A 24,368-nucleotide genomic window follows, 5' to 3' on the forward strand; every position below is an offset into this window, starting at 1 on the left:
TCTCCCTCCTTAAAAAGGAATGACCCCAACTGAAATGGTTACGTTCCCCGATTTTTTCTTAACAAGCTCCAATTGTTCAGCATTGGTATAAATCCTCACAGCCGGTTCACTCACACCATATGCACCCGTGTATTTAAATACTGTATCCGATGGCGCCTCGATTTTGGCTTGATTAAGCTCTTCGGGTTCATAATGCACGAATTCCCAGCCATATTTTTCAACTACTTCAATCAAGCCGATTTCGTCTTTCTTTAAGGAAATTGTACAAATCGCTTTAACGCTTTTTATTGAAAATGATAATTCGGCTAGTGTTTCTGTAATCACCTGCTCAATTTCAGCAGCCGCCGTTCCCCTATTGCACCCGATACCGAGAGCGATGACCTTTGGACGATATACGATTCCATTTTCAAGGATCCTCTTTTCCGACTGCTTAAGCATGCGGTGAGTCACAACCAGAGCAGCTTGCGGCTTTGCTTGAAGCGCTTCTTCAATGGATGGGTATACGATAATTCGTTCAGGTAAAGCCGTATCATAATGCCACCAGTTCCGTTCACCTGATTCCTGTACAACGGCAACATGCTCTTCATTTACAACGGACGCACTTACTGGCGTCAATTTTTCTGCTGAATCCCAAATCCAGCCGAAGCGCTGGCCGAATAAGTCGACAGGAATCGTTTTTTGTACATCCGAAGCCGTCGTGATTATGGCTCTTGCGTCAAGCGCTGCAGCCACTTCCTTTGTCAGTTCATTTGCCCCTCCCAGATGCCCTGAAAGAACACTGATAACATTTTCCCCTTTATCATCAATGACTACGACACCTGGATCCGTTTTCTTATCCTTCAAAATTGGTGCAATCATCCTGACTACTGCCCCGAGAGAAATAATTAGTATGATTCCTTTATATTCATTGAACAAAGCTGGCAATAGCATACGGACACTGCCCGAAAAAAGCTGTATCTGTTTATGCTCTTCGTCCCCTTTTTCAAACTTGCTCATGTAATATAGATCGGAATTCGAAAAAACGGTATGTAATTTTCGTGCCAGCTCGACACCATGCTTTGTAATCGCTACGATCGCATAAGTATGGGACCGTTTAATGGGAGCAAGTTCCGCTTCTTTCAATTCAATGATCATGGTTTAACACCTTTTCTGAAACCGTGGGTAAAACTCGCATCATATAGTTTGGAACGGTATTCATCTTTATCATGGATGTCAGGGTCCAAAGCCCATCCAGCCAAAATCATCGCGTGCTTGCGGATACCGTTTTGACGCATGGCATCATCTAAGTTCACTAATGTGGTACGGACAATTTTTTGGTCCGGCCATGTTGCCCGTTGAATGACTGCGACCGGTGTTTCATCCTTCCAACCTGCTTCCTGAAGTTCTTTAACGATTTTTTTTGTCAAGGTCGCACTCAAGAAAAGGGCAATCGTACAATGATGACTAGCCAAATCACGTAATTTTTCAAATTCAGGAACAGGTGTTCGTCCTTCAGCCCTCGTTAATATGAGTGTCTGGGTTAAATCAGGGATAGTCAGTTCTGCTCCTATTGCTGCTGCTGAGGCGAATACCGAACTCACTCCAGGGATCACCTCATAACCAATACCCTCTTTCTTCAATAGGACAATTTGTTCCATGATTGCACCGTACATGGCAGGATCCCCTGTATGGATTCTGGCAACCATCTTTCCTTCTTTAACACGATCGACCATGATGCCAACAATTTCTTCCAAATGCATTCCAGCCGTTTTTAGCACCTCAGCATCGGGTTTTGCCTTAGCAATCAATTCTTCATTCACTAATGAATCCGTATATAAAATCACATCGGCCGTTTGGAGAATGTTCAATCCTTTTACAGTAATCAAATCCGGATCACCCGGGCCGGCCCCTACAATATATATCTTCATTTTCTCACCACCATCAATGTTAAGTATTCTAGTTCAAGTCCTTCCAATTCACTCACTTTCCAAATCACTTCTTCATCGGAAGTGACTTTGGTTACAACCGAGGCCTTTTCAAGTAAGTCCAAATCTTTTAAAACGGAAATCATTAAATCGATGACCTTTGCCACTTTGATGAACACCACGGCATCATGATCTTCGATCGCCTTCTTCATCGCTTCATAATCATCCCTTGCAGGAACTATCGCAACATGATCATCACCATCAGCCAAAGCGATGCCCAGCCTTGACGCTGATCCATTAAAGGAAGAAATGCCCGGGACCGTCTTGATTTCGACTTCAGGATGCAACTCCTGCATCAATTTCATCATATGTATGAACGTACTATATAAAAGCGGGTCGCCTTCCGTAACGAAAGCTACATCTTTTCCTTCATTTAATTTTTGCCAAACCTTTTCAACCGTTCCATTCCATTCCCGATCCAAGATGGCTTGATCTTTCGTCATCGGAAAAACAAGGCCCAGCATCTCCTTCTCTTCAGGACGAATGTAAACTTCAACAATGCGATGGGCGTAGCTTTTACTCCCTTTTCTTTTTTTTGGATACGCAATGACCGGAGATTCCTGAATCACGCGAAATGCCTTTACTGTAATTAGCTCTGGATCGCCCGGGCCCACGCCAAGGCCATATAATGTACCAAGATTACTCATTCATGTCTTCCTTTCGTTGTGCAGTAATGATATAAACCGGATTAAGAGGTACAAATCTGTTCATTCCCAATATTGGCTTACTTCTGGAGATTTGCGCATTCATGATGGAAGTGTGAAAACCAGCTTCAGCAAATGCCTCATTAGCCCGGTAAAGATTCTCGATCGTCGCAGCATTCAGAACGATCCTGCCGCCAACTTTAAGCCGTTTGCAGCAAGTATTGATCAGCTCTGCCATTTCGCCGCCGGTCCCGCCAATGAAGATTGCATCAGGATCCGGAAAAGTTTCCAATCCCTGCGGGGCTTTTCCATGAATCGCCGTTATATCGGTACGGAATTTACGTTGGTTTTGATAACAGTTTTCTAAATCAGGCTCATTTTTTTCAATTGCGAAGATTTGGCCTTCGGATGCAAGCTTGGCCGCTTCAATTGCCATTGAGCCCGTACACGTCCCAACATCCCAAACTATGCTGTTTTTCCTTAGCTTCAACGCATGCAGACTCAATACTCGAATTTCCTTTTTGGTTATGAGGCCTTTGTCCGGCTTACGCTGCGAAAATTCTTCATCCTCTATCCCCAAGGACCAGCTTGGACCTTCTGATTTTCTTTTCAAAATGACGACATTCAAGGGAGAGAATTCCCGCTCCGTCATTTCATCTAGTTCATACCAGCCAGATTCTTCGGCTTCTCCTTGAAGGTTTTCAGCCACAAATGCCCGGTATTCAGTCATTCCGAATGAAAGGAGATATTTAGCCAGTTGATTAGGACTATTTTCACTGTCTGTAAGTAAGGCTACTTTCGCTTTCCCATCAATTCTTTGGGCCAGCCCTTTCATGCTGCGGCCATGAATGCTGACGAGAAAGGCATCTTGCCAGCTTTCCCCCATTTTTGCGAAAGCAAGCTGAATCGAACTGAAATATGGGTAAACCTCCATGTTGATTTTGCTGGAAAGATAGCCTCCCATTCCATAAAACAGTGGGTCACCGGAAGCTAAGACAACCGTTGGACGAGTTTCATCCTGCAGTTGCTCCACGACCTTTTTCAAGCCGCCCTTTATGACAATCTTCTTGCCAGAATAGTTCGGAAAGAAGGATAAGATCCGTTCACCTCCGACCAGTACTTCACTTTCTTCTATCCATTGGGCATATTGAGGCAGTAAGCTTTCCTGACCGTTATCCCCTATCCCAATTAATTTAATCGATTGACTCAATTCCAACAGCCCTTCCCAGTAATTGTCCTTTCAACGAATAAATCGCCGTTTCCATTTCAATGCCGCCCTTCACCTGGTTAATGGCAGAGTGACAGCAGGATTCACATAGTTTATTAAAAAAGTCAAAGTTATTAATGGCTGACATCATATCCCCGACTTGTGACGCTGTGTTTGCATTCTTGATTTCAAGAACAAGATCATCTTCAGCTCCGACGCTTTGGGCTATTTCCGATAGAAAACCAAAGTCGACCGGGGCACTTTTTGAATGCACCATCATCACACCTTGGGCTACTTTGGAGAATTTTCCCATCATGCCGACCAGTGATACCTTTTTAATTCCCTGCCTCTTACACTGCTTAAGTGAGAAGCCCACAAAATCACCCATTTCAATAAAGGCTTCCTCAGGTAAGTCTGGAAGAAGGCCCATTGCATACTTTTCACTGCGCCCGCCAGTCGTTAAGACTAGATGCTCACACCCACTCGCTTTGGCGACACTGATAGCCTGGACGATACTTGCCATATAGGCGGAACTGGAAAAAGGGACGACAGTGCCCCTTGTTCCCAAAATGGAAATGCCTCCCACAATCCCCAAGCGGCCATTTAATGTCTTTTTCGCTATTTCTTCACCTGCGGGTACGGAGATGACGACTTTCACTCCTCTATTGATCTTAAATTCTTCCAATGTTTGCTGCACAGTGGTTAAAATCATTTTGCGCGGTACAGGATTAATAGCCGCTTCCCCTACAGGAACGGGAAGCCCGGGTTTGGTCACACGACCAACTCCGGTCCCTCCATCCAAGATAATCCCAGGTGCATCGGACCAGCTGACAGTAGAGATAATATGGGCCAGATGTGTGGCATCGGGATCATCTCCGGCATCTTTAACCGTTTCTGCACTAACCGCATTTTCCGATATTTCATATTTCTCAATAGTGAAAGTGGCATCTCGGCCGATGGGCAAGGAAATCGTTGCCTCCTCTAGTGCATCCCCCGTGATCAATGCAGTCAATGCCGCTTTGGTCACGGCTGTCGAACATGCTCCCGTCGTATATCCATGACGCATTTGTGAGGGGTCTTTTTTCACTTTCTTTTCCATGTTTTTTAACTATCAGCTAAAAGGGAAATCGCGTTCAATGCGGCAACAGTGACAGTACTTCCACCTTTTCGACCAATATTCGTAATGAATGGAACTTCTGTGATCTTAGCGAGTTCCTCTTTCGATTCTGCTGCAGAAACAAACCCAACAGGCATTCCAATGATTAAGTCCGGTTTTGCAATCCCTTCTTTAATAAGGCGAATGAGCTCAAGTAAAGCGGTAGGTGCATTGCCAATGGCATAAATGCCCCCTTCATTTTCCTTTACAGCTTTTTGCATCGAAATGATTGCCCTTGTCGTATTCAAACGTTTTGCTTCGACCATCACATCCGGATCTGAAATATAGCAATGAACGTCCCCGCCGTGTTTTTGAAATCTTTTTTTGCCTGTACCGCTCTCGATCATTTGCACATCAGCAATGACATGCCTTCCTTTGCGAATGGCTTCCACACCAGCTTGAATGGCATTTGGATGGATGATGACACTTCTTCCCAATTCAAAATCCGCTGAAGCATGAATGACCCTGCGGACGATCTTCCATTCATCTTCAGAAAAATCATGATTGCCCATTTCTTCAGCAATGATTGAAAAACTATAATCATATATTTTGTCAGGGTCTACCGTTAGCGGTTTAAAATCCGTTTTAAAATCCATCTTGCATTCCTCCTATTTTCCTTTTAATTGATTATTCAACTCGGCAATGACATGTTCAAAACTGGAATGAACATTCTGATAGTCGACATCCGGTCGAGATATCATGATCGTCTCTATTCCACATTCCAACGCGGCTTCCAATTTCTCATCAACCGCACCGACCTTGCCGCTTTCTTTCGTTATCATCAATGTGACCCCATACTGTTCATATAGAGCTTTATTTAATTCTTTGGAAAATGGCCCTTGAATCGCAACGATATTTTTTTGTTCAATGCCCAGCTGCGCACATTTTTCCATATTGTCCATGCGTGGCAGCATTCTCGCTATGACTCTGGTATTCTCGAGCCCCACCAATTCTTTTGCAAACACGGCTAGGGTTTTACTTCCGGTCGTGAGCATGATGACTCCCCGTTTTTCTGCGGCAAGCTTGGCAGCTTCCTCATAATCACGGACAACTATCAATTTATCATTCTGAAACCGTTGACTTTCACGCTCATAACGAATATAAGGAACATTTGCTATCTTTGCTCCGTTAAGGGCGTTTTTGGATGCTTCTTCGGCAAATGGGTGACTTGCATCGACTACAGCCTGAAAACCTTTTGCAGAGATCAAAGATGTCATATCTTCTGCAGATAATCGGCCAATCCGGGTGGATATCCCTGCATCCTGCAAACTCTTGGCAGCCGATTCGGTTACAACAGTTGCCAAAACCTTGTACCCCACATGCTGCATCTCAATCGCTAATTCCCTTGCATCACTTGTACCCGCCAAGAACAAAATCATTTTGATGTCCCCACCGCTTGCCCATCATGATCGTGGTGATGGTCGTGGTCGTGATTGTGATCATGGTGATGATCATGGTCGTGGTCGTGATTGTGATGATGGTGAGCATGTCCATGTACCTCGACATGTTTACGATAGTTTTCCAAATCACGCGCCCCGCTTGATTTGCCTTCACTGGCTTCAATTACTCGTTCTTGCAGAATGTTCTGTAAGGTTGGATGATATCCAAAGTACTTTGCCAATATGAATTCTCGATCATGATATTGCTCTTGATAGCCTTTCAGCATTTCCTCCATTCTTTCCATCAACACCCCAGTGAAGAGGAAATATGGCAGCATCACAATTTTTTTTGCCCCTAATCGGATGCATCGTTCAATACCTTCATCCACGTGTGGGTCCGTTACACCCATGAAGGCTGTTTCGACCCATTTAACGCTTAATTTTTCCCATAATAATCGTGAAATTTTATATATATCACTATTGGCATCAGCATCACTGCCACCTCGGCCAATTAGCAATATCGCTGTCTCAGAATGTTCAGAGGTCGTATCGAATCCCGCTTCCTCAAGACGGTCTGTCAGGATCGTCAATACATCATGGTGGACCCCGATCGTTTGGCCATATGTGAATTTCACTTCTGGATACTTGGTTTTCCCATCCTCTATTTCAGCTGGGATATGTAACTTCGAATGTCCTGCATGCAACAAAATGATCGGTATGACGATAACTTCAGTAGCCCCTCGTTTTACACAATTATCAATTCCTTTGGATATATTCGGTGCCGCAAATTCCAAGAAGCACGTTTCCACTAGGAAACGCCCGTCCATTGCCGGAATCATATTTTCAATAAAATGACGGACTTCTTCATTTCCCGAAGCCAACCGGCTTCCGTGTCCTACGAACAAAACTGCTTTCATTTACTTTCCCCCTCTTGATTAGTCTTCACAAGGCGCAGGCTCTATGTTTATTTTGGGAGCGATGTCCTGATAAGAAAAATTCTGTATCTTTTTCGAACGTTTGAAGTATTTAAAAAGCCGCTCATTTGGATGGGCATTTTGCTTATACTCGCCGACAATGTCCGTGATCAGTTCTACAAGCTGTTCCGGTTCAATGCCTTCCGCTACCGGCTGACCCGGATGGGCTGTTCTTCCAACCGGTTTAGCTCCAAGAAATAAGTCGAACTTCCCTTTTCGGAAGACAATCCCGATATCATCCATCACAGCACTATAACAAGCCATCCCACACCCATTAAAACCGATGTTCAGTTCCTTGGGCATGCTCATTCCGCCAAGCACCCGGTGTATTTCGTCCGCATAAGGAATGGATTCCGCTTTTTCACCATCACAGAAATCACAGGCTTTTAATGTCAGTACATCCCCAATCGGCGACAAAAGAAAGTTAGCTGATTGCAATTTCCCTGTAATGACTTCCGGATCCATTGTCGGGATCTTTAAGACGATTTTATGATTTGGTGTATATTCCATCGTTCCCTTTTCCCCGACAACTTCCGCAAGTGTCATCATTTGTTTGGGAGTGAATTGTTTATTCGCCACACCTGGACTAACGGCAAGTTCAAATACCGACTCCATTTTTTGCTGAACAATCGTCTGAATGGATTGCTTAACGGCTTGACCCTTGACTCTTGACAGAGCCTCCATTGCCATTTCAAAGGAAGCTGGCTTCTTTTCTGGTGCTTTTGTAAGTAATCCAACTCCTCCAGCGGACTCGGTTAAGGCTTCTTGATCTAATGCCCACGGTTCCGCTTCTTTTTGCAGTCGCTGATGCGGCTTCAATGTTTGCTTTTCCGAATTCAGCGTATATTTTCTCTGATAGCCTCTTGGTGTGATGATTTTGTCATCATATAAAAAGGTGGATGAATTACCGATAATGACGGTTGTCAACATTCCAATATCGTGATTCAACATATCCTGCAAATTGGTTATGACAATATCCTGCCTATCGCGATAAGCACTTTTCACCAACCCGACAGGTGTATCCGGCGAGCGGTAGCGAAGGAGAATCTTCTGTGTTTCAACAATTTGCCGGGTCCGCCTGCCGCTGCGCGGATTATAAAGTGCAATGACAAAGTCTGCCATTGCAGCTGCTTCAACCCTTTTAGCGATCAGTTCCCAAGGAGTTAAATGATCACTGAGGCTGATCGTACACGAATCGTGCATGACGGGCGCCCCAAGTAAAGACGCACATGAGTTGATTGCTGAGATGCCAGGAATGACTTCAATGCCCACTCCAGTTTCTTCTTTCCAGCCTTTTTCAATCAATACTTCATAAACCAACCCTGCCATTCCGTAAACTCCGGCATCCCCACTGGAAATCACCGCCACTTTCTTTCCCAGCTCCGCTTGTTTCACTGCTTCCTGTGCACGTGATACCTCTTCAGTCATCCCCGTACTAATGATCGTTTGATCTGTTAGCAGTCCCTGAATGAGTTCAACATAAGTTTTATAACCAATGATGTAGTCACTTTCTTGAAGGGCTTCGACGGCACGTTTGGTAATGTGTTCAAAATTCCCGGGCCCAAACCCCACGACGAATAATTTACCGTTTGTACTCATTAAGACATCTCCTTTTACGCTTTGTTCTTTGAAATACCCGTATGAGCAGGAAAATCCGGATTAGGGGTCATTTCCCCGTCATTGTACTGATAGATCATCTGTGGAACAAACTCACCCTCATCGATATTACTGACGATCTGCCGACCGAAATCAGGCGTTTCCACTCGATACCAGTTTCCTTGGGGATAGGCAATCACAACGCAGGCATCCTTACATCTTCCGTTACAGCGTGTCCTCGTTGTATGGATTTTCAGATCCAGCCCTTTTGAAGCAATTTCATCGCGAATCGCTTGGGTTACTTCTTCCCCGCCCTTTTTCATGCAGCTGCTCCCATTACAAATCAACAGATGCGTATTTGTACCCGTCAAGTTCCAAGTAGTCATCTTCTTCCTCCTGAGTTCAGGGAAAAGGCAAAATAAAAAACCTTAACATAAGAGTCAAGGTTTTAGAAAAACTATATGAATGAGGAGCCAAAGGCAAGCATGCCAAATCCTCCCAAAATCGTCATAGTCCTTCTACCTTTCCCTCCGAAAAGTATCATGCAATTTTAAAAGCAGGTTTCCTGGCTTACGCTTCATTTTACTTTGTCCCTTCCCGGCATAATGCCAGTGGCTATCGACAATTTCATCAGCGATTACAGTAGCGGGGGCTGCATCGGATTTTCACCGATTTCCCTATTATCCCTTGCTTATTCACACAAGGGCACTTTTAAAATGAAATATTTGGTTTTATTATACATTTCCAACTAACTTAATCTATCATATAACAACTTTGTCAAAATTCAATAGTTTATTCCGACTGTTTAGAAAAGTTTAAACGTGTAAAACCAGTTACAATCCTTTCCTCGCAACAAATTTCGGCCTCCAAAAAAAGATAGTGTAGCTGGAATTATTTCTTTATGGTACACTATACGAGAATTTTCTAAATAATTACATAAGTTTCATGGTGTTGAATTTCTCGGAATTCAGCTTAAAAGGGAAGCCGGTGAAAATCCGGAGCGGTCCCGCCACTGTAAAGGGAAGTTCCATTACGTTAACTTTAATCCACTGTCAAATGAGATGGGAAGGATGTAATGGGATGATGAACCAAAGCCAGGAGACCTGCCATGAAGCGTGAAACTGTTTCAGCCTACGAGGATGGGCGTGCGGATCAGGCAAAATGGCCCATGGTTGGTTCATGCTGCAAAATTCCTGTTCATTACGCACTTCTTTCCTTTGAGAGAAGTGCTTTTTAGTTTGGGCGCCGCTTTTCTTCTCAAGATTGATCAGAACAATTAAAAGTGTTGAAAGGAGAAAGAATGAAAAGAACCAATTGGAAAATTATTTATTTTGTCATTTTACTGCTTTTTGTCCCGAAACGGGCATTGGCCATGCATATCATGGAGGGCTTTTTACCCATAGAATGGGCTATATTCTGGTGGGCCGTGACGCTTCCATTTTTAATCTTGGGTTACCGGTCCATTAGGTCCAAAGTAAGGGAAAACCCAGAAACAAAAATGATACTTGGCCTATCGGGCGCATTTGTATTTATATTATCGGCCCTAAAGATTCCTTCCGTTACGGGAAGTTCTTCGCACCCTACCGGAGTTGGTTTAGGTTCCATACTATTCGGACCGTTGGCCATGAGTGTGGTCGGCTCCATCGTTCTGTTATTTCAAGCTGTTTTACTGGCACACGGAGGATTGACGACATTAGGGGCCAATGCATTCTCCATGGCCGTTTGCGGACCCTTCATTGCTTACTTTGTCTTCAAGGGCGCAACTAAATTGGGATGGTCTTTTTCACTTGCCGTATTCTTGGCAGCTGCTTTTGGGGATTTGGGCACCTATGTGGTAACTTCTGTTCAACTTGCTCTTGCTTTCCCTTCCGAGGTAGGAGGATTCATGGCCTCTTTCAGTAAATTTGCAGGAATTTTTGCCCTGACCCAAATTCCCTTGGCCATCAGTGAGGGGTTATTGACAGTCGTCGTAATGAATTTCTTGAAAAAATACAATCTAGGCGAATTGAAATTGCTACGAGTTTTATCTAAGGAGGCCCGTTAAAATGAAAAAAAGTTTACTGCTGCTTTTCCTGGTTGTCATTCTTGCAACCTTACCGTTAATCACCCAACAAGGAACGGAATTTGGCGGTGCCGACGGCGAAGCTGAGGAAGCCATCACTAAGATCCATCCGGAATACAAGCCATGGTTCAACAGTATTTGGGAGCCGCCAGGTGCAGAAACCGAAAGTTTATTATTTGCGCTTCAAGCTGCAATCGGAGCCGGTTTCATTGGATACTTCATTGGTGTGATGAGACAAAGGAATAAGCAAACCAAACAAGAATTGGCCGAAAAATCGAAGCATGTTACTCATTGATAAATATGCCTATTTCAATGGGCTGAAGGATGTACATCCGTTGGAAAAGATGGTTTTTGCACTCTCTCTTTTGCTGTTTTCGTTAACGGTAAGGGATATGGCCGTTTCGCTCATCACTTTTACGGTGATGAGCGCTTTAATCATTTTCGCGGCAAAAATCCCGCTTTCTTATTATCTTAAATTACTTCTATTACCGGGATTTTTTATACTATCAGGAACCATTACCATCCTTTTTTCTTTCACTAGTAAATTCACTTCGATTTCGAATACATGGTGGTCTTGGAAGATCGGGAATTGGCAAATATTCATCAGCGATGACAGCTTTGGTACGGTGGCAAATTTGATCACTGTCGTATTCTGCAGCATCAGCTGTTTATATTTCCTTACCTTAACTACACCCATTACCGTCATCCTATCCGTGCTGCGAAAACTTAAAGTGCCTTCGTTATTGGTCGATTTAATAGAATTGACCTATCGATTCATCTTTATTTTTTTAGATACGGCTTTGGCCATTCACCAATCACAAGCTTCACGGCTGGGGTATGGTTCGTTTAGGAAAGGCATTCGATCTCTCGGATTACTAATTTCATCATTATTTTTAGGAGTATTGCAGCGCTCTGGACAGTTGACGATGGCCATGAACGCAAGAGGCTATCAGGAGAACCTTTCCTATATCGAGGATACTTACACCTATTCCTCACGCAATTGGCTGATCGCGATTGTCATACTAGGAAGCTTAATCCTAATTAATGGATATTTGTAAATTGGAGGCAACCCAACAATGGACGAGCATATTTTTCATATAGAAGGCCTCACCCATCAATTCGCAGATGGAACCTTCGCTTTAAAAGGACTTTCGCTAACGATCCAACAAGGTAAAAAAATTGCATTATTAGGCAATAATGGTGCTGGCAAATCGACTTTATTCCTCCATTTAAATGGTCTATTACAACCTACTGCAGGAAAGATCAGATTTAAGGGCAAGAAAATGAAATATGACCGGAAAGCATTATTATCATTACGAAAGCAAGTCGGTATCGTTTTTCAAGATCCCGACTCTCAGCTCTTTTCCGCTAATGTACAACAGGATATATCGTTTGGACCAATGAATTTAGGATGGGATAGAAATGCAGTCCAGGAGAAAGTAAATTGGGCAATGGCTGAAACGGAAGTAACCGAACTAAAAGATAGACCTACCCATTTTTTGAGCCTTGGGCAAAAAAAACGGGTCGCCATCGCAGGGGTACTTGCCATGGAGCCCGATGTCTGGCTCCTTGACGAGCCTACCGCTGGATTGGATCCTTATTTCTCAAGACAGATCATGAATCTGCTGGACAGTATCCACCACCCTGACAAAACGATAATCCTCTCAACCCATGATGTTAATTTTGCTTACCAATGGGCTGACGAAATCGTGGTCATGAACGATGGTAAGGTCATATACCAAGGGGACCCTGTTTCCGTTTTCCATGATGAAGACGTTTTGCTGCAGGCACATCTGGAGAAACCGTGGGTTTTTGAAATGTTTCAAGCCCTTCTTCAATCAAGGAATCTTGCAGAAAGGGACCTTTTCCCAAGAACGAAGGAAGAATTGCTTCAAAACTTGGAAATAGAAAAAATTTATTAATTAAGATCCCCTAGCTTCCGTTTCATCTTTCCAGAAGCTAGGGGACCCGATATATCTTTAAAATATCAGCGATATTCCTTGTTCAAAAACAAAAACCTCAGTATTACTTTTCTTCCTTTTCTTTTGTAATCTCAATATCTCTTCCGTTTGCATCATCAATGACTGCCTTTATCTCGCCTTCCGCATAAGTATCCGAGACTTGTTCGTGGGTTCGAGCCAGTCCAGAAGATAAAGGATCTTCCCGTTTATAATCGCTGACATCATATATTCTCCCGGCAACTTCTGAAGATTCATTTTTTGATTGCTTCCTATCCATTTGTTTCACTCCTAGTTTTTAAATTATCATTGCAGTATTAAAGACATAAGGTATTTTGTGTAAAAAACGAAGCAATATTCAATAATGATGAAAAAAGGAGGGAAAAGACGAAAAAAGCTTACAAGTAAAATCCCCTTTCAAGGACTTACTTGTAAGCTTAATGAGAACTTAGGCTTCCTTTTTCCCATCCACATTATCGGATGGGTCACCCCAACATTCCACATTCTTCAAGCCTTTAATATTGTTCACATGGAAAACTGGATTTTTCCCACTTTTCTTTTGCTTTTGATAATCCGCCAGTGCAGCAAAAGCAATCTTTCCAAGTAATGCTATGGCGATCAGGTTGATAATGGCCATAAGGGCCATAAGCATGTCAGCCAGTCCCCAAACAAAATCCAGTGAGGCAAGCGAACCGAATATCACCATTCCTACGACTGCAACGCGATAGATGTTTAACCAAACCTTATTTTCATTGATGAAGCCGATGTTCGACTCTCCATAATAATAGTTACCGACAATGGAACTAAAGGCGAATAACAGGACGATAATGGCAAGGAAAATACCTGCCCAAGATCCCAATGCCGTTCCGAGGGCATTTTGGGTAAGGACGATACCGTCCGTTTCCTTCGATGTATAAAGACCGGAAAACAAAATGATGAAGGCTGTCGAGCTGCAAATGATGAGCGTATCGACAAAAACACCTAGAGACTGAATGAGTCCTTGTTTGACGGGATGACTGACATCAGCCGTCGCACCAGCATTTGGTGCACTACCCATCCCGGCTTCATTTGAAAATAGGCCGCGCTTGATTCCCTGCATCATGGCAGCTCCCAGTACTCCGCCAGCCACTTCTTTTATTCCATCGAATGCACTTTCAAAGATCAAAGCAAAAACGCCAGGTAACTCGGTAATGTTCATGATGATGATAATCAACGCCACTATCACATAGGCTCCTGCCATGATCGGAACGATGACTTCAGAGACTTTTGCAACCATTTTGATTCCGCCAAAAATGATGACAGCCGTGACCATAGCCAAGATGAGAGCCGTAACCCACTTTTCAATCCCAAACGATTCGTTGAATGCGCTCGTAATCGTATTGGCTTGTACCGAGTTGAAGGCCAGTCCAAATGTAAGCGAAATCAATACGGCGAAAGTGATGCCCATCCACCGGGCATTCAATGCCTTTTCCATATAATACGCAGGACCTCCGCGAAATGCATCCCCATCCTTGACCTTATAGATTTGAGCAAGTGTACTTTCTATGAATGCGGAAGCAGACCCGATCAGGGCTATTAACCACATCCAGAAGACGGCTCCAGGTCCGCCCGTCGTGATCGCGATGGCAACACCCGCAAGGTTACCCGTTCCTACCCGCGATGCCGTGCTTATGCAAAATGCCTGAAAGGATGTAACACCTTTTTTATCCGCAGCAGCCCCTTCTCCCAAAAGCCTGAACATTTCCCCTACCATTCTGAATTGGACAAACTTCGTGCGGACGGTAAAATAAAGACCCAATCCCACCAGCATGATGATCAATATGGAAGACCATAACACATCATTTGTCTCACTAATAAATTTTTCTAACATCTCCATTAAACCAAACCCCTCTACTTAACTCTAATTATTATTATAAAAACTTATACAACTATAATTTATTTCCCGGTTCATTGGGGAGATAAACAAATAAAACCCATAAAAAAAGGAAATCCCACACTGAATCTCCAATACAATAATATATTATATCCTAACACACAATTTTTTTCATTCATGAATTGGTGGAATCAATCGAAAAATATAATATTTCAGTATTATTTCCTTTTGATCATAATCTTTCTCCTCTCGTCATTTAACATTCACTGCTCCGTAAATTATACTCATATTCCAAAAAAGCCTCACACGTCCTGATACCAGGTTAACGTGCGAGGCTTATTTATTTTGCATTCATCTGCTCTATCTTATTTTTGCTATAAGTCTCAATTTTGCTAGATGGTTAGAATACCTTGTGAAAACATCTTTCTTAATTCTTTTTTATCTATTTTTCCAATCGGCGTTAATGGGAACTTATCAAGAAAATAGGCAATTTTAGGAACCATATATTTAGAGGTCCTTTGTTTGCAGAAATCAATTAATTCCTCACTAGTACAGCTCAATCCTTCATGCAATGCTATCACGACACACACTACTTCTCCCCAATCTGGATGGGGAACGCCAATGCATGCGCTTAATGCAACAGAAGGGTGCTGGTTCACCACTCGCTCCACTTCTGAAGAATATACGTTCATCCCGCCTGTAATGATCATATCTTTCTTCCTATCTACAATATACAGGTAACCGCTTTCATCCCATTTACCAATATCCCCCGTGTAGAACCAGCCATCACGGATGTATTCACGGGTAAGATCCGGTTTTTGATAATATCCAACCATCATGGCTGGGGACTTTACGATGATTTCTCCAAACTCGGTTGGTTTTACATCATTTCCATTCTCATCAATCAGTCGAACTTCGGTAAGAATGCACGGTTTTCCACAGCTTTTCAAAACTTCCGGATTATTATGATAAGCCCATACATGAGCGCTCTTCGATAGTCTTGAAATGACAATATTACATTCTGTCATGCCGTATTGCTGGCGCATGATAGGCCCGAATACTTCAAAAGCTTCTTTTAGGCGCTTCTGTGAAATAGGTGACGCACCGTAGAAGATATTGCGCATGGAGCTCATATCATATTCCATCTTCTTGGTTTGATCAAGAAGCCTGTATAACATGGTCGGTACCATGAATGTCGTCGTAATTTTGTGTTCCTTTATCGCCTGTATGAATGCTGCAGCGTCGAATGAGCCCATCACATAAACATGGACGCCCGAAACAAGGGATCTCCAGAGTAGTGAACCGGCTGAATGCACAATGGGCGTACTTAGCAATACCCGGTCCCGGTCGTCCAGCGGGTCTTCGATAGCTGCAGAAAGTATCGCGGCGCCGAGTCCCTTCTGGGAGTGCATGACGCCTTTGGGTGTACCCGTTGTCCCGCCTGTATAGGACAGAAGGGCAATGTCATCTTCTTCAGCTATTGGCAAGTCTAAATTATTTATTTCACCAGGCCATTTAAACAGTTCAAACTCCTCCGGATAATTACTATTAAAGCCAGGGAGCCCAATGACATGGACATCCTCCTTCTTCATTTCTTCCAAATACTCTAAGAAGGTGTCAAAGTGTGTCTGTGTAGCAATTATGACCACTTCTGGTTTTGCTTCCTTTAAAATGAATTGTATTTCTAGTTTTCCGAGTTTTTCACTTAATGGCACCAAGGTAGCCCCGCATTGCTGGACGGCCAGACCAAACATCACACTTTCCAAACTGTTTGGAATGATGGTCGCTATGCGGACGCCCCTTCCTGCACCTAAACGCAGTAAATAAGAAGTGATAAGTTCTGTTTTCTTCCATAACTCGTCGTAGGTTATCGTTTCTCCGTTTGGCAACAAGGTAATAGCCGGCAGGTCGCCGAATCGTTTCATTCCTTTATTCATCAGTGACTGAAATGTCAACTTATGCAGCATGAATTTTTTCCTCCCCCGAAAAAGTTTTCACCCTTTTAATAGTGCTTTGGCAATTGTATTTTTTTGAATCTCTGAGGTTCCGCTCAGAATCCGATACATCCGGGCACTCCTGTACATTTTTTCTACTGGATGCCCTTTTACCAAGCCTTTGGAGCCAAAGATTTGGATGGCCTTGTCAGCCACACGGCTATTGACCTCTGAAGCAAACAGCTTGGCCATGGACGTACCGGCCCGATCCTCTTTTCCTTGATCAATTTTATCAACCACATCATAAACCATGCATTTTGCTGCATAGATTTCCGTCGCCATATCTGCGAGCATATGCTGAATTGCCTGGAAGTCACCGATGGGCCGGCCATACTGGACTCGCGTTTTGGCATGTTCAATAGATAAATCGAGAAGGTGTTGAGCCATTCCGATAAAGCCGGCGGCATGGGAAGCGCGATTTGTATTTATTCTTTTCAATCCGAGCAGCAACCCTTTTCCTGGTTCCCCGATTATATTGGCGGCAGGCACCCGACATTGATTGAAATTCAATTCTGCATGTATCCGTTCTCCTGATAAGGGAACTTGAATGTCTCCTAGTTCAAACCCTGGATGTTGTGGTGTTTTTTTATCAACTAGGAAAGCAGTGATCCTTTCTTTTTCTCCTTTCCGGGATTCTTTCGCTATGACAATGGCGAAATCAGCATAGGGGGCCGCACTGATAAAATGTTTCTTTCCGCTTAATATATAATCATTTCCGTCTTTAACGGCTGTTGTTTCGATAGCGAATGCATCCGACCCGGCATTTGGTTCTGTAAGGGCAAAGCAGCAACTCACTTCTCCCGTCACAACGGGCATCACATATTTTTCTATTTGCTCCGGTGTAAAACTTTCCAACATCTGACCAATTCTTAGCGGCCCGCCAATCTCCCCTATAACCTGCCCCCATAAAACCGCTCCGGAACGTGCCAATTCTTCCTTGAACATGCATAATCCTTTTAAGCTTACTTCTTGTCCGCCATATTTTTCAGGGAGGTTAATTCCGTAAAAGCCCAATTCCCTGGATCTTTTCCTTGCCCATTTTATGGCTTCCATCGGAATATCCTCTTCAGCGTTCAAGCCATGCTCCTGTTCATATGGAAGCAATTCATTTTGGATGAAATCCTGCAACTTTGTTTGAAGCACCTCTAATTTCTCTTCCTGGGTCGTAACCATATGTTTCCCCTTTCGATTTTTATTTTCGTCTTACTTTTTAAATATTTGAAATGTTATAAAATCAATTTTAAATGTAAATAATATTTAAGTAAAATAAGGATATATGATATAAATATAAAAAATATTGATGTAAATAAAAAAATATTAGTTCCCTATCATCATAGGAAACTAATATTTAAGAGTGGTGTAGAATTCGAGACATTTTATAAACTCCCTGGCAGCTTTTGAAAAGTACTGCTTCTTAGAGCAAACGTAACCGAATTCCATTGTATTATTTTCCATCTCCACCAAAGGAATGGCCACAAGCTCCCCGCTTAGGAAATAGGGGTCGCTGTTAACTCCAATATCATAAGAAAAGGCAATCGCTAATCCCTCAGCGACGGTTTTTTTGATGATCTCTGTATTATTTGTGAAAAACAAAATATTCATCTCACCGTAATGATCAAAAAAACCTTTAATGAACGACTTCATTCTTGGTCCATTGTAAATGACCAAATTTTGGTCCATAAGCTCTCGTGGGGTTATGCTTTTACGGTTAACTAAAGGTGAGTTCTTACTGACCATCACAATCACTTTTGCTTCCATCAAAGGTTGGAATTCCAACTCAATTTCTTTTGGTTTAACCTTTGGGATATTCAATAGCCCGATGTCTATCTTACCATTCCGTACTTCTTCGGTTATCTCTTGTCCCCCTTTTTCTTCAATGACAATTTTCACCTTGGGATACTTCTTCTTAAATAAGGCCAAGGATTTAGGCAAAACCGTTAGAAATAAACCTTGTGTTGATGAAAGGCGCAACTCTTTTTCCATCGTATCTGAATGTATTTGGGCACTGTCTCTTATTTCTTCCAATTTGCTTAATACTTCAAGAGCTTTCTGGATGATTTCCTTTCCGTCTTCTGTAGGTATGGTTCCTAACCTTGACCTCTTGAAGATTTTTATACCTAATTCCTTCTCCAAACTCGTAATGGCCATACTGATTCCAGATTGAGAGATATGGAGGCTTTCTGAAGCCGTGGAAATCGAGTTAACCTCGGCTACCTTAATGATATATTCCAATTGTTCAATATTCATGGTTTATTCTCCTTCTAGCCTATTACTACTATCATACCTCGAACAGAAAGCCCTTTCAATTTTAGAGAAGTGGAATCAGAATACCCCAAGCTTTATCCTCAAAAGCAGAATCCAGTTTTATACAATGGTAGATGTTTTTTCGTATTCTTTAGCGGGTTGTGCCTGATTATTTTTAATAGATACGGCAACAATCGTTCCCAATAACGCTATTATCACCAAAAACAGGAAAGCGGCATTATAGGAGCCATTAAACAGACTGATAATCAAACCGAGGGCTAAAGGAGAAACAGCACCTGCAATTTGACCGGCGAAAGTTACGAGTCCGGAGGCAGAGCCCGTTAGTTCCTTTGGTGAGTATTTTATGATGATCGTATATAGAACGGTTCCAAAGAAAGACAGTGCTACGGAGTTGAGGGTGAGATATGTGATGATAAGTCCTATAGACGTGGCGTTAGACATTAAAAAAAGAAAAATTGCCGATAATAAAGCGCCTGCAGCGGCAAGATACTTCTCCCGGTTAGCCATATGTTTATCCAGAAGCCACCCGCTTACATTAAACATCAAGAAACCAAAAATATAAGGGATTGCCAATAAACCTCCGGCGGCTATTAAATCCACTCCTTTTTCTTTAACCAAATATATAGGCATCCAAGTGATCAGACCATAGTTGATAATATTTGATATAAACTTGAATGTTATGAGTTTCCAAATATTCTCGATTTTAAATAACAGTTTCAGAGCAACCTTTTTTTGTTTCGGTTTGTCTTTTTTAACCTCTTGATTTCCTTGAGGCTTGAGAATGAACCAAATTCCGAAAGAAGCCAATATCCCTAGAATTCCGGAAATGGTAAACATGCCCCGCCAACCGAATGCCACCACCATTGAAGCAGCAAGTGCAGTACCTAATATCCCGCCAATATTTTGGGCAGATAGGAAAAACGAATTTGCCCGGCCCCGTTCTTCTTCCGGGAAGTTATCTCTTATAGTGGACATACTGGCAGGATAGAAAGGCCCTTCACCTAACCCGAACAGAAAACGAATGAATAATAAAGACATGAATGACCAAGCAAACCCAGTCATTACAGTGAACAAGGACCAACTAAACAAAGAAACAGTAACCATGACCCTGGCGCCATACTTATCGGTCATCCATCCACCAAGCGGTTGCATGAGTGAGTAGCTAACAAAAAATATACTAATTAAAATACCTGTCTGGGACGTATTGAGATGAAACTCATCTGCAATAGGGATAATTCCGACATTTATGGCAACGCGATCAAAAAAACTTAAGATCATTCCAACAAATAAAAGGCCGCTAATCATTATTTTTCGTTTCTTACTTCCATATAACTGCATTCCCCATCACTCCATTTTTTCATATTTTCACAAAACCTCGGTCGCACAGGAAGCGCTTACAATCCCCTTCGAATTACAAAACTTGAAATTTTCTTTTGACGGTTATTGACTTTTGTTCTGTAACTATTAGGAGCGTTTTATAAAAAATTAAAAACGAAACAGGATGCCTTCAGGATTAATTAATACATTCAAACCCACGAGACTGCTAAGTAGACTCGTGGGTAACCGATCCATCCTTGTTTCAGAATATGAAGTGTTTGATTATCACGGAGTTACGATATTAACCTTAGGTTGGAATTGATCCAGCAAAGTCAGGAAATCTTCAAACTGTTTTATATCACCGGAAATGGCAACTTTACCGGCTGCTTCCATTTTGGATAAATCTTCACGTCCCAGAGCAATCTGATAGAAGGTTATTCTATCTAATGTTAATGCTGCATCAGGGTTGGACGCCATTTTCCCTTTTTTGAAGTTCAATACAGAATTATTCAAATCGATCGTGTAATTGGTTTTCGAATCTGTAAATGTCAAATTGAAAGTCATATTTTTATTTTCCGCTTTCATTCCGTTTAATTTAATGGACAAGAATTTCAGGAAATCATCCATTGGCATATTGAGCAGCGTATCGAGATTCATCATTCCGCCACTTCCCTTTGAGTCTGCCACACCATTCCTTAACTCGTCTGCGCCGGTAAGATAGAAATTACGCCACACAGAAGATTCAGCTGTGTATCCTAATTGCTCATAAGCTTTAGCCAGTAAATTTTTTGCTTCTGTATTTTTGGGGTTGGCCATGACGACATGCTTTAAGACTTGAGCCACCCAGCGATATTCCCCTCTTTGATAATCAAGTTTTGCCTGTTTAATGACCTTCTTTTCCCCACCCATATACTGTACATATTTAGCGCCCGATTCCTCTTGTGGTAATGGATCCAAGTCGGATGGATTACCGTTGAAATATCCTAAATAAAAGTTGTACACCGCCTTAACGTTATGTTTCAATGTTCCGTAATACCCCCGATTGGCCCAGACTTTATCCAACTTTTCAGGAAGCTTTAACTTTTCCGCGATTTCGTCAGGTGTGAGACCTAAATTAGCTAATCGTATAGTTTGGTCATGAATATATTTGTACAAATCACGCTGACTCTCCAATTGCTCCAAAACATCGTCCCTTCCCCATATGGGCCATGTATGGGCTGTAACCATAGCATCTATATCCTCGTTTCCAAACAGATCAACTGTTTCATCAAGTGCTTTCACCCATTTTAGGGTATCTCTGGTTTTAGCTCCCCTTAATGTATAAATATTATGTAACGTGTGTCCGGTGTTTTCCGCTACCACTAAAGTTTTGTAATCATTGATATAATAATGCATTTCAGATGGAGCTTCCGAATCCGGTGTCAATAAAAATTTAAATGTAATTCCGTCTATTTCCACCGTTTGAATATCATCCTTCACTTCCATTGTTGGAGGTAAATAGCTAAAAGTTCCGTTACTTAGTCCTGGGCCAATACCAGAAGTAACAAATCCCCTTTCACTTGCGGGCAAGAGATTTCCAAACATATAACCTGCACGGCGAGACATTATATTGCCTAAAAGAATGTTTTCACTTAGCGCTTCATCGTTAAAACCTGCCGGGACAATAATCGGCACTTTAGCTGGATTTTCAGCATATTGAGCAATGCCTTTCATACCACCAAAGTGATCCGCATGACTATGACTAATGACAATTGCACTTACTGGGGATTTATGCCGATGTTCAAAATAAAGCTCCATGGCTGCTTTGGCCGTTTCAATAGTAGAAAGTGTATCCAAAACTATTAATCCTGTTTTTCCTTCCACAATGGTAAGCACTGATAAATCCTGGCCCCGAACTTGATAAACGCCATCCACCACTTTAAATAAGCCTGTTATATTTTGTAACTGAGCCTGCCTCCACAAGCTTGGGTTTACAGTAAAGCTTGCCGGCTGATCTTCTTTGATGAATGAATATCGATTACTATCCCATACCACGTCACCTTTTGAATTTTTAATAGGATTCATATTCAAAGGCGCTATAAATCCTTTATGTGCATTCTTGAAATCTTCCTTGTCTGTAAAATTCAATTGTTCATAAAAAGCCTTATTTGCTGAGATTGTTGCATCTGTTGCCGGTATCGGCTTATCTGAAGCAGCATTTGTAACAGAAGAACCTGCCAGTAAAACAAAAACAATGGGAACGGTTACAATTCCTTTAATAAAAGATATTTTGGACATTTCATACCCCTTTCAAAGTAGATATCTTGTATCTATTCCGAATGTCGAAGTCGTTTTTTTGGATTTTTTTGAATAATATGAATTTATTTTATAATTAATTTGCCATTAAGTATATTTCCTATTTCTAATAGTAACTTCAATTTCATTTATATAAAGGCAATGTTAAATTCTAATATTGATATTTGACCATAAGAAAACCGCCTTGGTGAAAAGGCGGTTCAGACTGTAGACAAACTTGATGAAAATCGAGTTTGTCTACAGTTTTTTTTGGCTTGTACAAATTTGGACGTTGATTGGAACGTAGGGCACTCGCTTTCCGCGGGGGGTCCGGGAGCCTCCTCGGCGCACTTGCGCCTGTGGGGTCTCCCTTTAACTCGCTATTCCCGCAGGAGTCTCGTACCTTCCGTTCCAATCAACTATGTTTAAAATTTTAGATGGAACTCCTTTTGCCTACAGCCTTTTTTGTTTTAAAATAGAACTATTAAAACTTAAGGTGATGAGGATGCTTTCGAAACAAGATTCTATTCAGCGAGATCAACTTGAAATGATTACTTTAGATCAACTGGTGCCTGCGAATCATTTAGTTCGTAAAATTGAGGCTTCCATTCAAAGTCCTACATATCCGTTAATCATTCATTTTTCGACATTATATCTGGGGCATTTTTTAATGGCTTTTGAAGCGCGTCCACAATGGCTGCGATGATACTTGTTGCTAAAATACCCATTAGACATAATGATGTAGGACCCGCTGCATCATCACTACCTGTGACTTTAGCAAGCACCCTTAAGCTTACTATTCCTAAGAAAATGAGGAAAATGACTGTAAAAGCACTTTTCTTTATAATCTTCAAAGATTTAAGGGATAATTCAGAGAAAGCATTGTTCTTTTCGATGTAGGTTAATAGTTTATATGCTTGATACAACGCAACAGAAAACGCAATACAGAATCCGTATGCACATACTAAAAAGGGGATTAGGAAGTAAGCCGTATCTGGATGTACCCTTGCATCTCTAACGGCTATCTCAGGCAACCAGATACACAAAGCAAGCACTGCAATTCCAGCCAGAAAAATAATTACCTTTAAGAAAGTGGTTGAACCTCGTTTAACATGCATTTAAAACACCTCACCTATTTAATGACAACTTGATTTTAGCATATTATTTATCGTATAACAGTAAATTTATATTGTTTTTATTTATATTATTATTGTTATTGAAATATCTTTTTAATTTTAACAAAAATAAAAAGCACTTCTCATTACAAAGAAATGCTCTTACTTTAAAATGTTAAATTTACAACTTGTTCAACAAAACTGCCCGTTTAGATTTATGTGGTCTTCTGGTGCACTGAAGAGGCGTGTTTGTGAGATCGTTGAAGGTTTGATGGCAGGCTTTACAGCGGTAACGCTGCTGTTTCACCTTTCCAGCACATGTTTTAATAACGTATTTACCAAATCGCACAACAAAATGGCTATCGCAATGTGGACAGACAAGAATAGCTTTATGCTTTTGTACCTGGATTTCATCAATTGCACGAATAGGAGCCGACATCGGTTTCGTTCGAGACTGCAAGCAATATACAAGTTGCTGTTTCATTTAATGCATTGGCGAGCTTCTTTATTTCCTTTAACTCCACGCTATACCATCTCCGAACCATCATTATATCTTTTATTATGCCCATTAATCCCTTTGTTTGTCTAAC

23 protein-coding genes, 1 pseudogene and 2 riboswitches are annotated in these 24,368 nt (G+C 41.9%); of the genes and pseudogenes, 5 read left to right on the top strand and 19 right to left on the bottom strand.

Annotated features, from left to right (window positions below; genetic code table 11):
- Positions 1 to 9: 9 nt before the first annotated feature.
- The 10 genes from ACFX4H_RS16815 to ACFX4H_RS16860 are packed head-to-tail and all read right to left on the bottom strand — an operon-like array spanning position 10 to position 9,306.
- Positions 10 to 1,134, bottom strand: coding sequence for a cobalt-precorrin 5A hydrolase (locus ACFX4H_RS16815; protein ID WP_328137459.1), 1,125 nt, complete (start codon positions 1,132 to 1,134; stop codon positions 10 to 12).
- On the bottom strand, positions 1,131 to 1,907 hold the full coding sequence (gene cobM / locus ACFX4H_RS16820) for a precorrin-4 C(11)-methyltransferase (protein WP_048678465.1): 777 nt from the start codon (positions 1,905 to 1,907) through the stop codon (positions 1,131 to 1,133). The genes ACFX4H_RS16815 and cobM overlap by 4 nt, the downstream gene beginning before the upstream one ends.
- A complete protein-coding gene (gene cobI / locus ACFX4H_RS16825; protein ID WP_057275921.1) occupies positions 1,904 to 2,611 on the bottom strand; it encodes a precorrin-2 C(20)-methyltransferase in 708 nt (235 codons plus the stop codon). Before cobI ends, cobM begins: the two co-directional genes overlap by 4 nt.
- A complete protein-coding gene (gene cbiE, locus ACFX4H_RS16830; RefSeq protein ID WP_377435946.1) occupies positions 2,604 to 3,818 on the bottom strand; it encodes a precorrin-6y C5,15-methyltransferase (decarboxylating) subunit CbiE in 1,215 nt (404 codons plus the stop codon). The genes cobI and cbiE overlap by 8 nt, the downstream gene beginning before the upstream one ends.
- Entirely contained in the window at positions 3,802 to 4,914 is a 1,113-nt protein-coding gene (locus ACFX4H_RS16835; protein WP_054396212.1) for a cobalt-precorrin-5B (C(1))-methyltransferase, read from the bottom strand. The genes cbiE and ACFX4H_RS16835 overlap by 17 nt, the downstream gene beginning before the upstream one ends.
- 5 nt (positions 4,915 to 4,919) lie before the next feature.
- Positions 4,920 to 5,567: a precorrin-8X methylmutase gene (locus ACFX4H_RS16840; protein ID WP_034312499.1), complete on the bottom strand. Its 648-nt coding sequence runs from the start codon at positions 5,565 to 5,567 to the stop codon at positions 4,920 to 4,922.
- A 12-nt stretch (positions 5,568 to 5,579) separates the two neighbouring features.
- On the bottom strand, positions 5,580 to 6,350 hold the full coding sequence (cobK, locus tag ACFX4H_RS16845; protein WP_377435891.1) for a precorrin-6A reductase: 771 nt from the start codon (positions 6,348 to 6,350) through the stop codon (positions 5,580 to 5,582).
- Positions 6,347 to 7,267 carry a sirohydrochlorin chelatase gene (locus tag ACFX4H_RS16850; RefSeq protein ID WP_377435892.1) on the bottom strand — a complete coding sequence of 307 codons (921 nt, stop codon included), beginning with the start codon at positions 7,265 to 7,267 and terminating at the stop codon, positions 6,347 to 6,349. The genes cobK and ACFX4H_RS16850 overlap by 4 nt, the downstream gene beginning before the upstream one ends.
- 18 nt (positions 7,268 to 7,285) lie before the next feature.
- The gene (cobJ, locus tag ACFX4H_RS16855; protein WP_377435893.1) at positions 7,286 to 8,923 is read right to left on the bottom strand and encodes a precorrin-3B C(17)-methyltransferase; all 1,638 of its coding nucleotides are present in this window, start codon (positions 8,921 to 8,923) and stop codon (positions 7,286 to 7,288) included.
- 14 nt (positions 8,924 to 8,937) lie between these two features.
- The gene (locus ACFX4H_RS16860; RefSeq protein ID WP_283867707.1) at positions 8,938 to 9,306 is read right to left on the bottom strand and encodes a (2Fe-2S) ferredoxin domain-containing protein; all 369 of its coding nucleotides are present in this window, start codon (positions 9,304 to 9,306) and stop codon (positions 8,938 to 8,940) included.
- A 152-nt stretch (positions 9,307 to 9,458) separates the two neighbouring features.
- Positions 9,459 to 9,648: riboswitch (cobalamin riboswitch) on the bottom strand.
- Positions 9,649 to 9,849: 201 nt separating this feature from the next.
- Positions 9,850 to 10,045: riboswitch (cobalamin riboswitch) on the top strand.
- On the opposite strand from ACFX4H_RS16860, the gene ACFX4H_RS16865 reads away from it, so the two are divergent.
- From ACFX4H_RS16865 to ACFX4H_RS16885, 5 genes are all read left to right on the top strand, one after another.
- Entirely contained in the window at positions 10,029 to 10,157 is a 129-nt protein-coding gene (locus tag ACFX4H_RS16865) for a hypothetical protein (protein WP_264641018.1), read from the top strand. Its footprint overlaps the riboswitch before it by 17 nt.
- A gap of 63 nt (positions 10,158 to 10,220) precedes the next feature.
- Complete coding sequence (locus ACFX4H_RS16870) at positions 10,221 to 10,964, top strand: energy-coupling factor ABC transporter permease (protein ID WP_034312513.1); 744 nt, start codon at positions 10,221 to 10,223, stop codon at positions 10,962 to 10,964.
- A 1-nt stretch (position 10,965) separates the two neighbouring features.
- Positions 10,966 to 11,277 carry an energy-coupling factor ABC transporter substrate-binding protein gene (locus ACFX4H_RS16875; protein ID WP_034312516.1) on the top strand — a complete coding sequence of 104 codons (312 nt, stop codon included), beginning with the start codon at positions 10,966 to 10,968 and terminating at the stop codon, positions 11,275 to 11,277.
- On the top strand, positions 11,264 to 12,040 hold the full coding sequence (gene cbiQ / locus ACFX4H_RS16880; protein ID WP_283249050.1) for a cobalt ECF transporter T component CbiQ: 777 nt from the start codon (positions 11,264 to 11,266) through the stop codon (positions 12,038 to 12,040). Before ACFX4H_RS16875 ends, cbiQ begins: the two co-directional genes overlap by 14 nt.
- Before the next feature lie 18 nt (positions 12,041 to 12,058).
- Entirely contained in the window at positions 12,059 to 12,904 is an 846-nt protein-coding gene (locus ACFX4H_RS16885) for an energy-coupling factor ABC transporter ATP-binding protein (protein ID WP_241635789.1), read from the top strand.
- A gap of 103 nt (positions 12,905 to 13,007) precedes the next feature.
- Here the strand turns inward: ACFX4H_RS16885 and ACFX4H_RS16890 are convergent, their stop codons facing one another.
- The 9 genes and pseudogenes from ACFX4H_RS16890 to ACFX4H_RS16935 all read right to left on the bottom strand — a co-directional run.
- On the bottom strand, positions 13,008 to 13,220 hold the full coding sequence (locus ACFX4H_RS16890) for a YozQ family protein (protein WP_377435894.1): 213 nt from the start codon (positions 13,218 to 13,220) through the stop codon (positions 13,008 to 13,010).
- 168 nt (positions 13,221 to 13,388) lie between these two features.
- Complete coding sequence (locus ACFX4H_RS16895; protein WP_377435895.1) at positions 13,389 to 14,816, bottom strand: alanine/glycine:cation symporter family protein; 1,428 nt, start codon at positions 14,814 to 14,816, stop codon at positions 13,389 to 13,391.
- 389 nt (positions 14,817 to 15,205) lie between these two features.
- Positions 15,206 to 16,780, bottom strand: coding sequence for a class I adenylate-forming enzyme family protein (locus ACFX4H_RS16900; protein WP_377435896.1), 1,575 nt, complete (start codon positions 16,778 to 16,780; stop codon positions 15,206 to 15,208).
- Between the two features lie 27 nt (positions 16,781 to 16,807).
- Entirely contained in the window at positions 16,808 to 17,980 is a 1,173-nt protein-coding gene (locus tag ACFX4H_RS16905; protein ID WP_034312532.1) for an acyl-CoA dehydrogenase family protein, read from the bottom strand.
- Between the two features lie 168 nt (positions 17,981 to 18,148).
- A complete protein-coding gene (locus ACFX4H_RS16910) occupies positions 18,149 to 19,054 on the bottom strand; it encodes a LysR family transcriptional regulator (RefSeq protein WP_249598597.1) in 906 nt (301 codons plus the stop codon).
- Between the two features lie 117 nt (positions 19,055 to 19,171).
- Positions 19,172 to 20,410 (bottom strand): MFS transporter, encoded by a 1,239-nt coding sequence (locus ACFX4H_RS16915; RefSeq protein ID WP_377435897.1) that lies wholly within the window; start codon positions 20,408 to 20,410, stop codon positions 19,172 to 19,174.
- Between the two features lie 264 nt (positions 20,411 to 20,674).
- Entirely contained in the window at positions 20,675 to 22,666 is a 1,992-nt protein-coding gene (locus tag ACFX4H_RS16920; protein ID WP_377435898.1) for an alkyl/aryl-sulfatase, read from the bottom strand.
- A 629-nt stretch (positions 22,667 to 23,295) separates the two neighbouring features.
- Positions 23,296 to 23,781, bottom strand: a complete 486-nt coding sequence (locus ACFX4H_RS16930; RefSeq protein ID WP_377435899.1) for a DUF2975 domain-containing protein — start codon at positions 23,779 to 23,781, stop codon at positions 23,296 to 23,298.
- A 214-nt stretch (positions 23,782 to 23,995) separates the two neighbouring features.
- Positions 23,996 to 24,302 (bottom strand): annotated as a pseudogene (locus ACFX4H_RS16935) (transposase); the annotation flags it as partial.
- Positions 24,303 to 24,368: the final 66 nt, after the last annotated feature.

Source organism: Peribacillus sp. YIM B13477 (assembly GCF_042787955.1).
GTDB lineage: Bacteria > Bacillota > Bacilli > Bacillales > DSM-1321 > Peribacillus > Peribacillus frigoritolerans.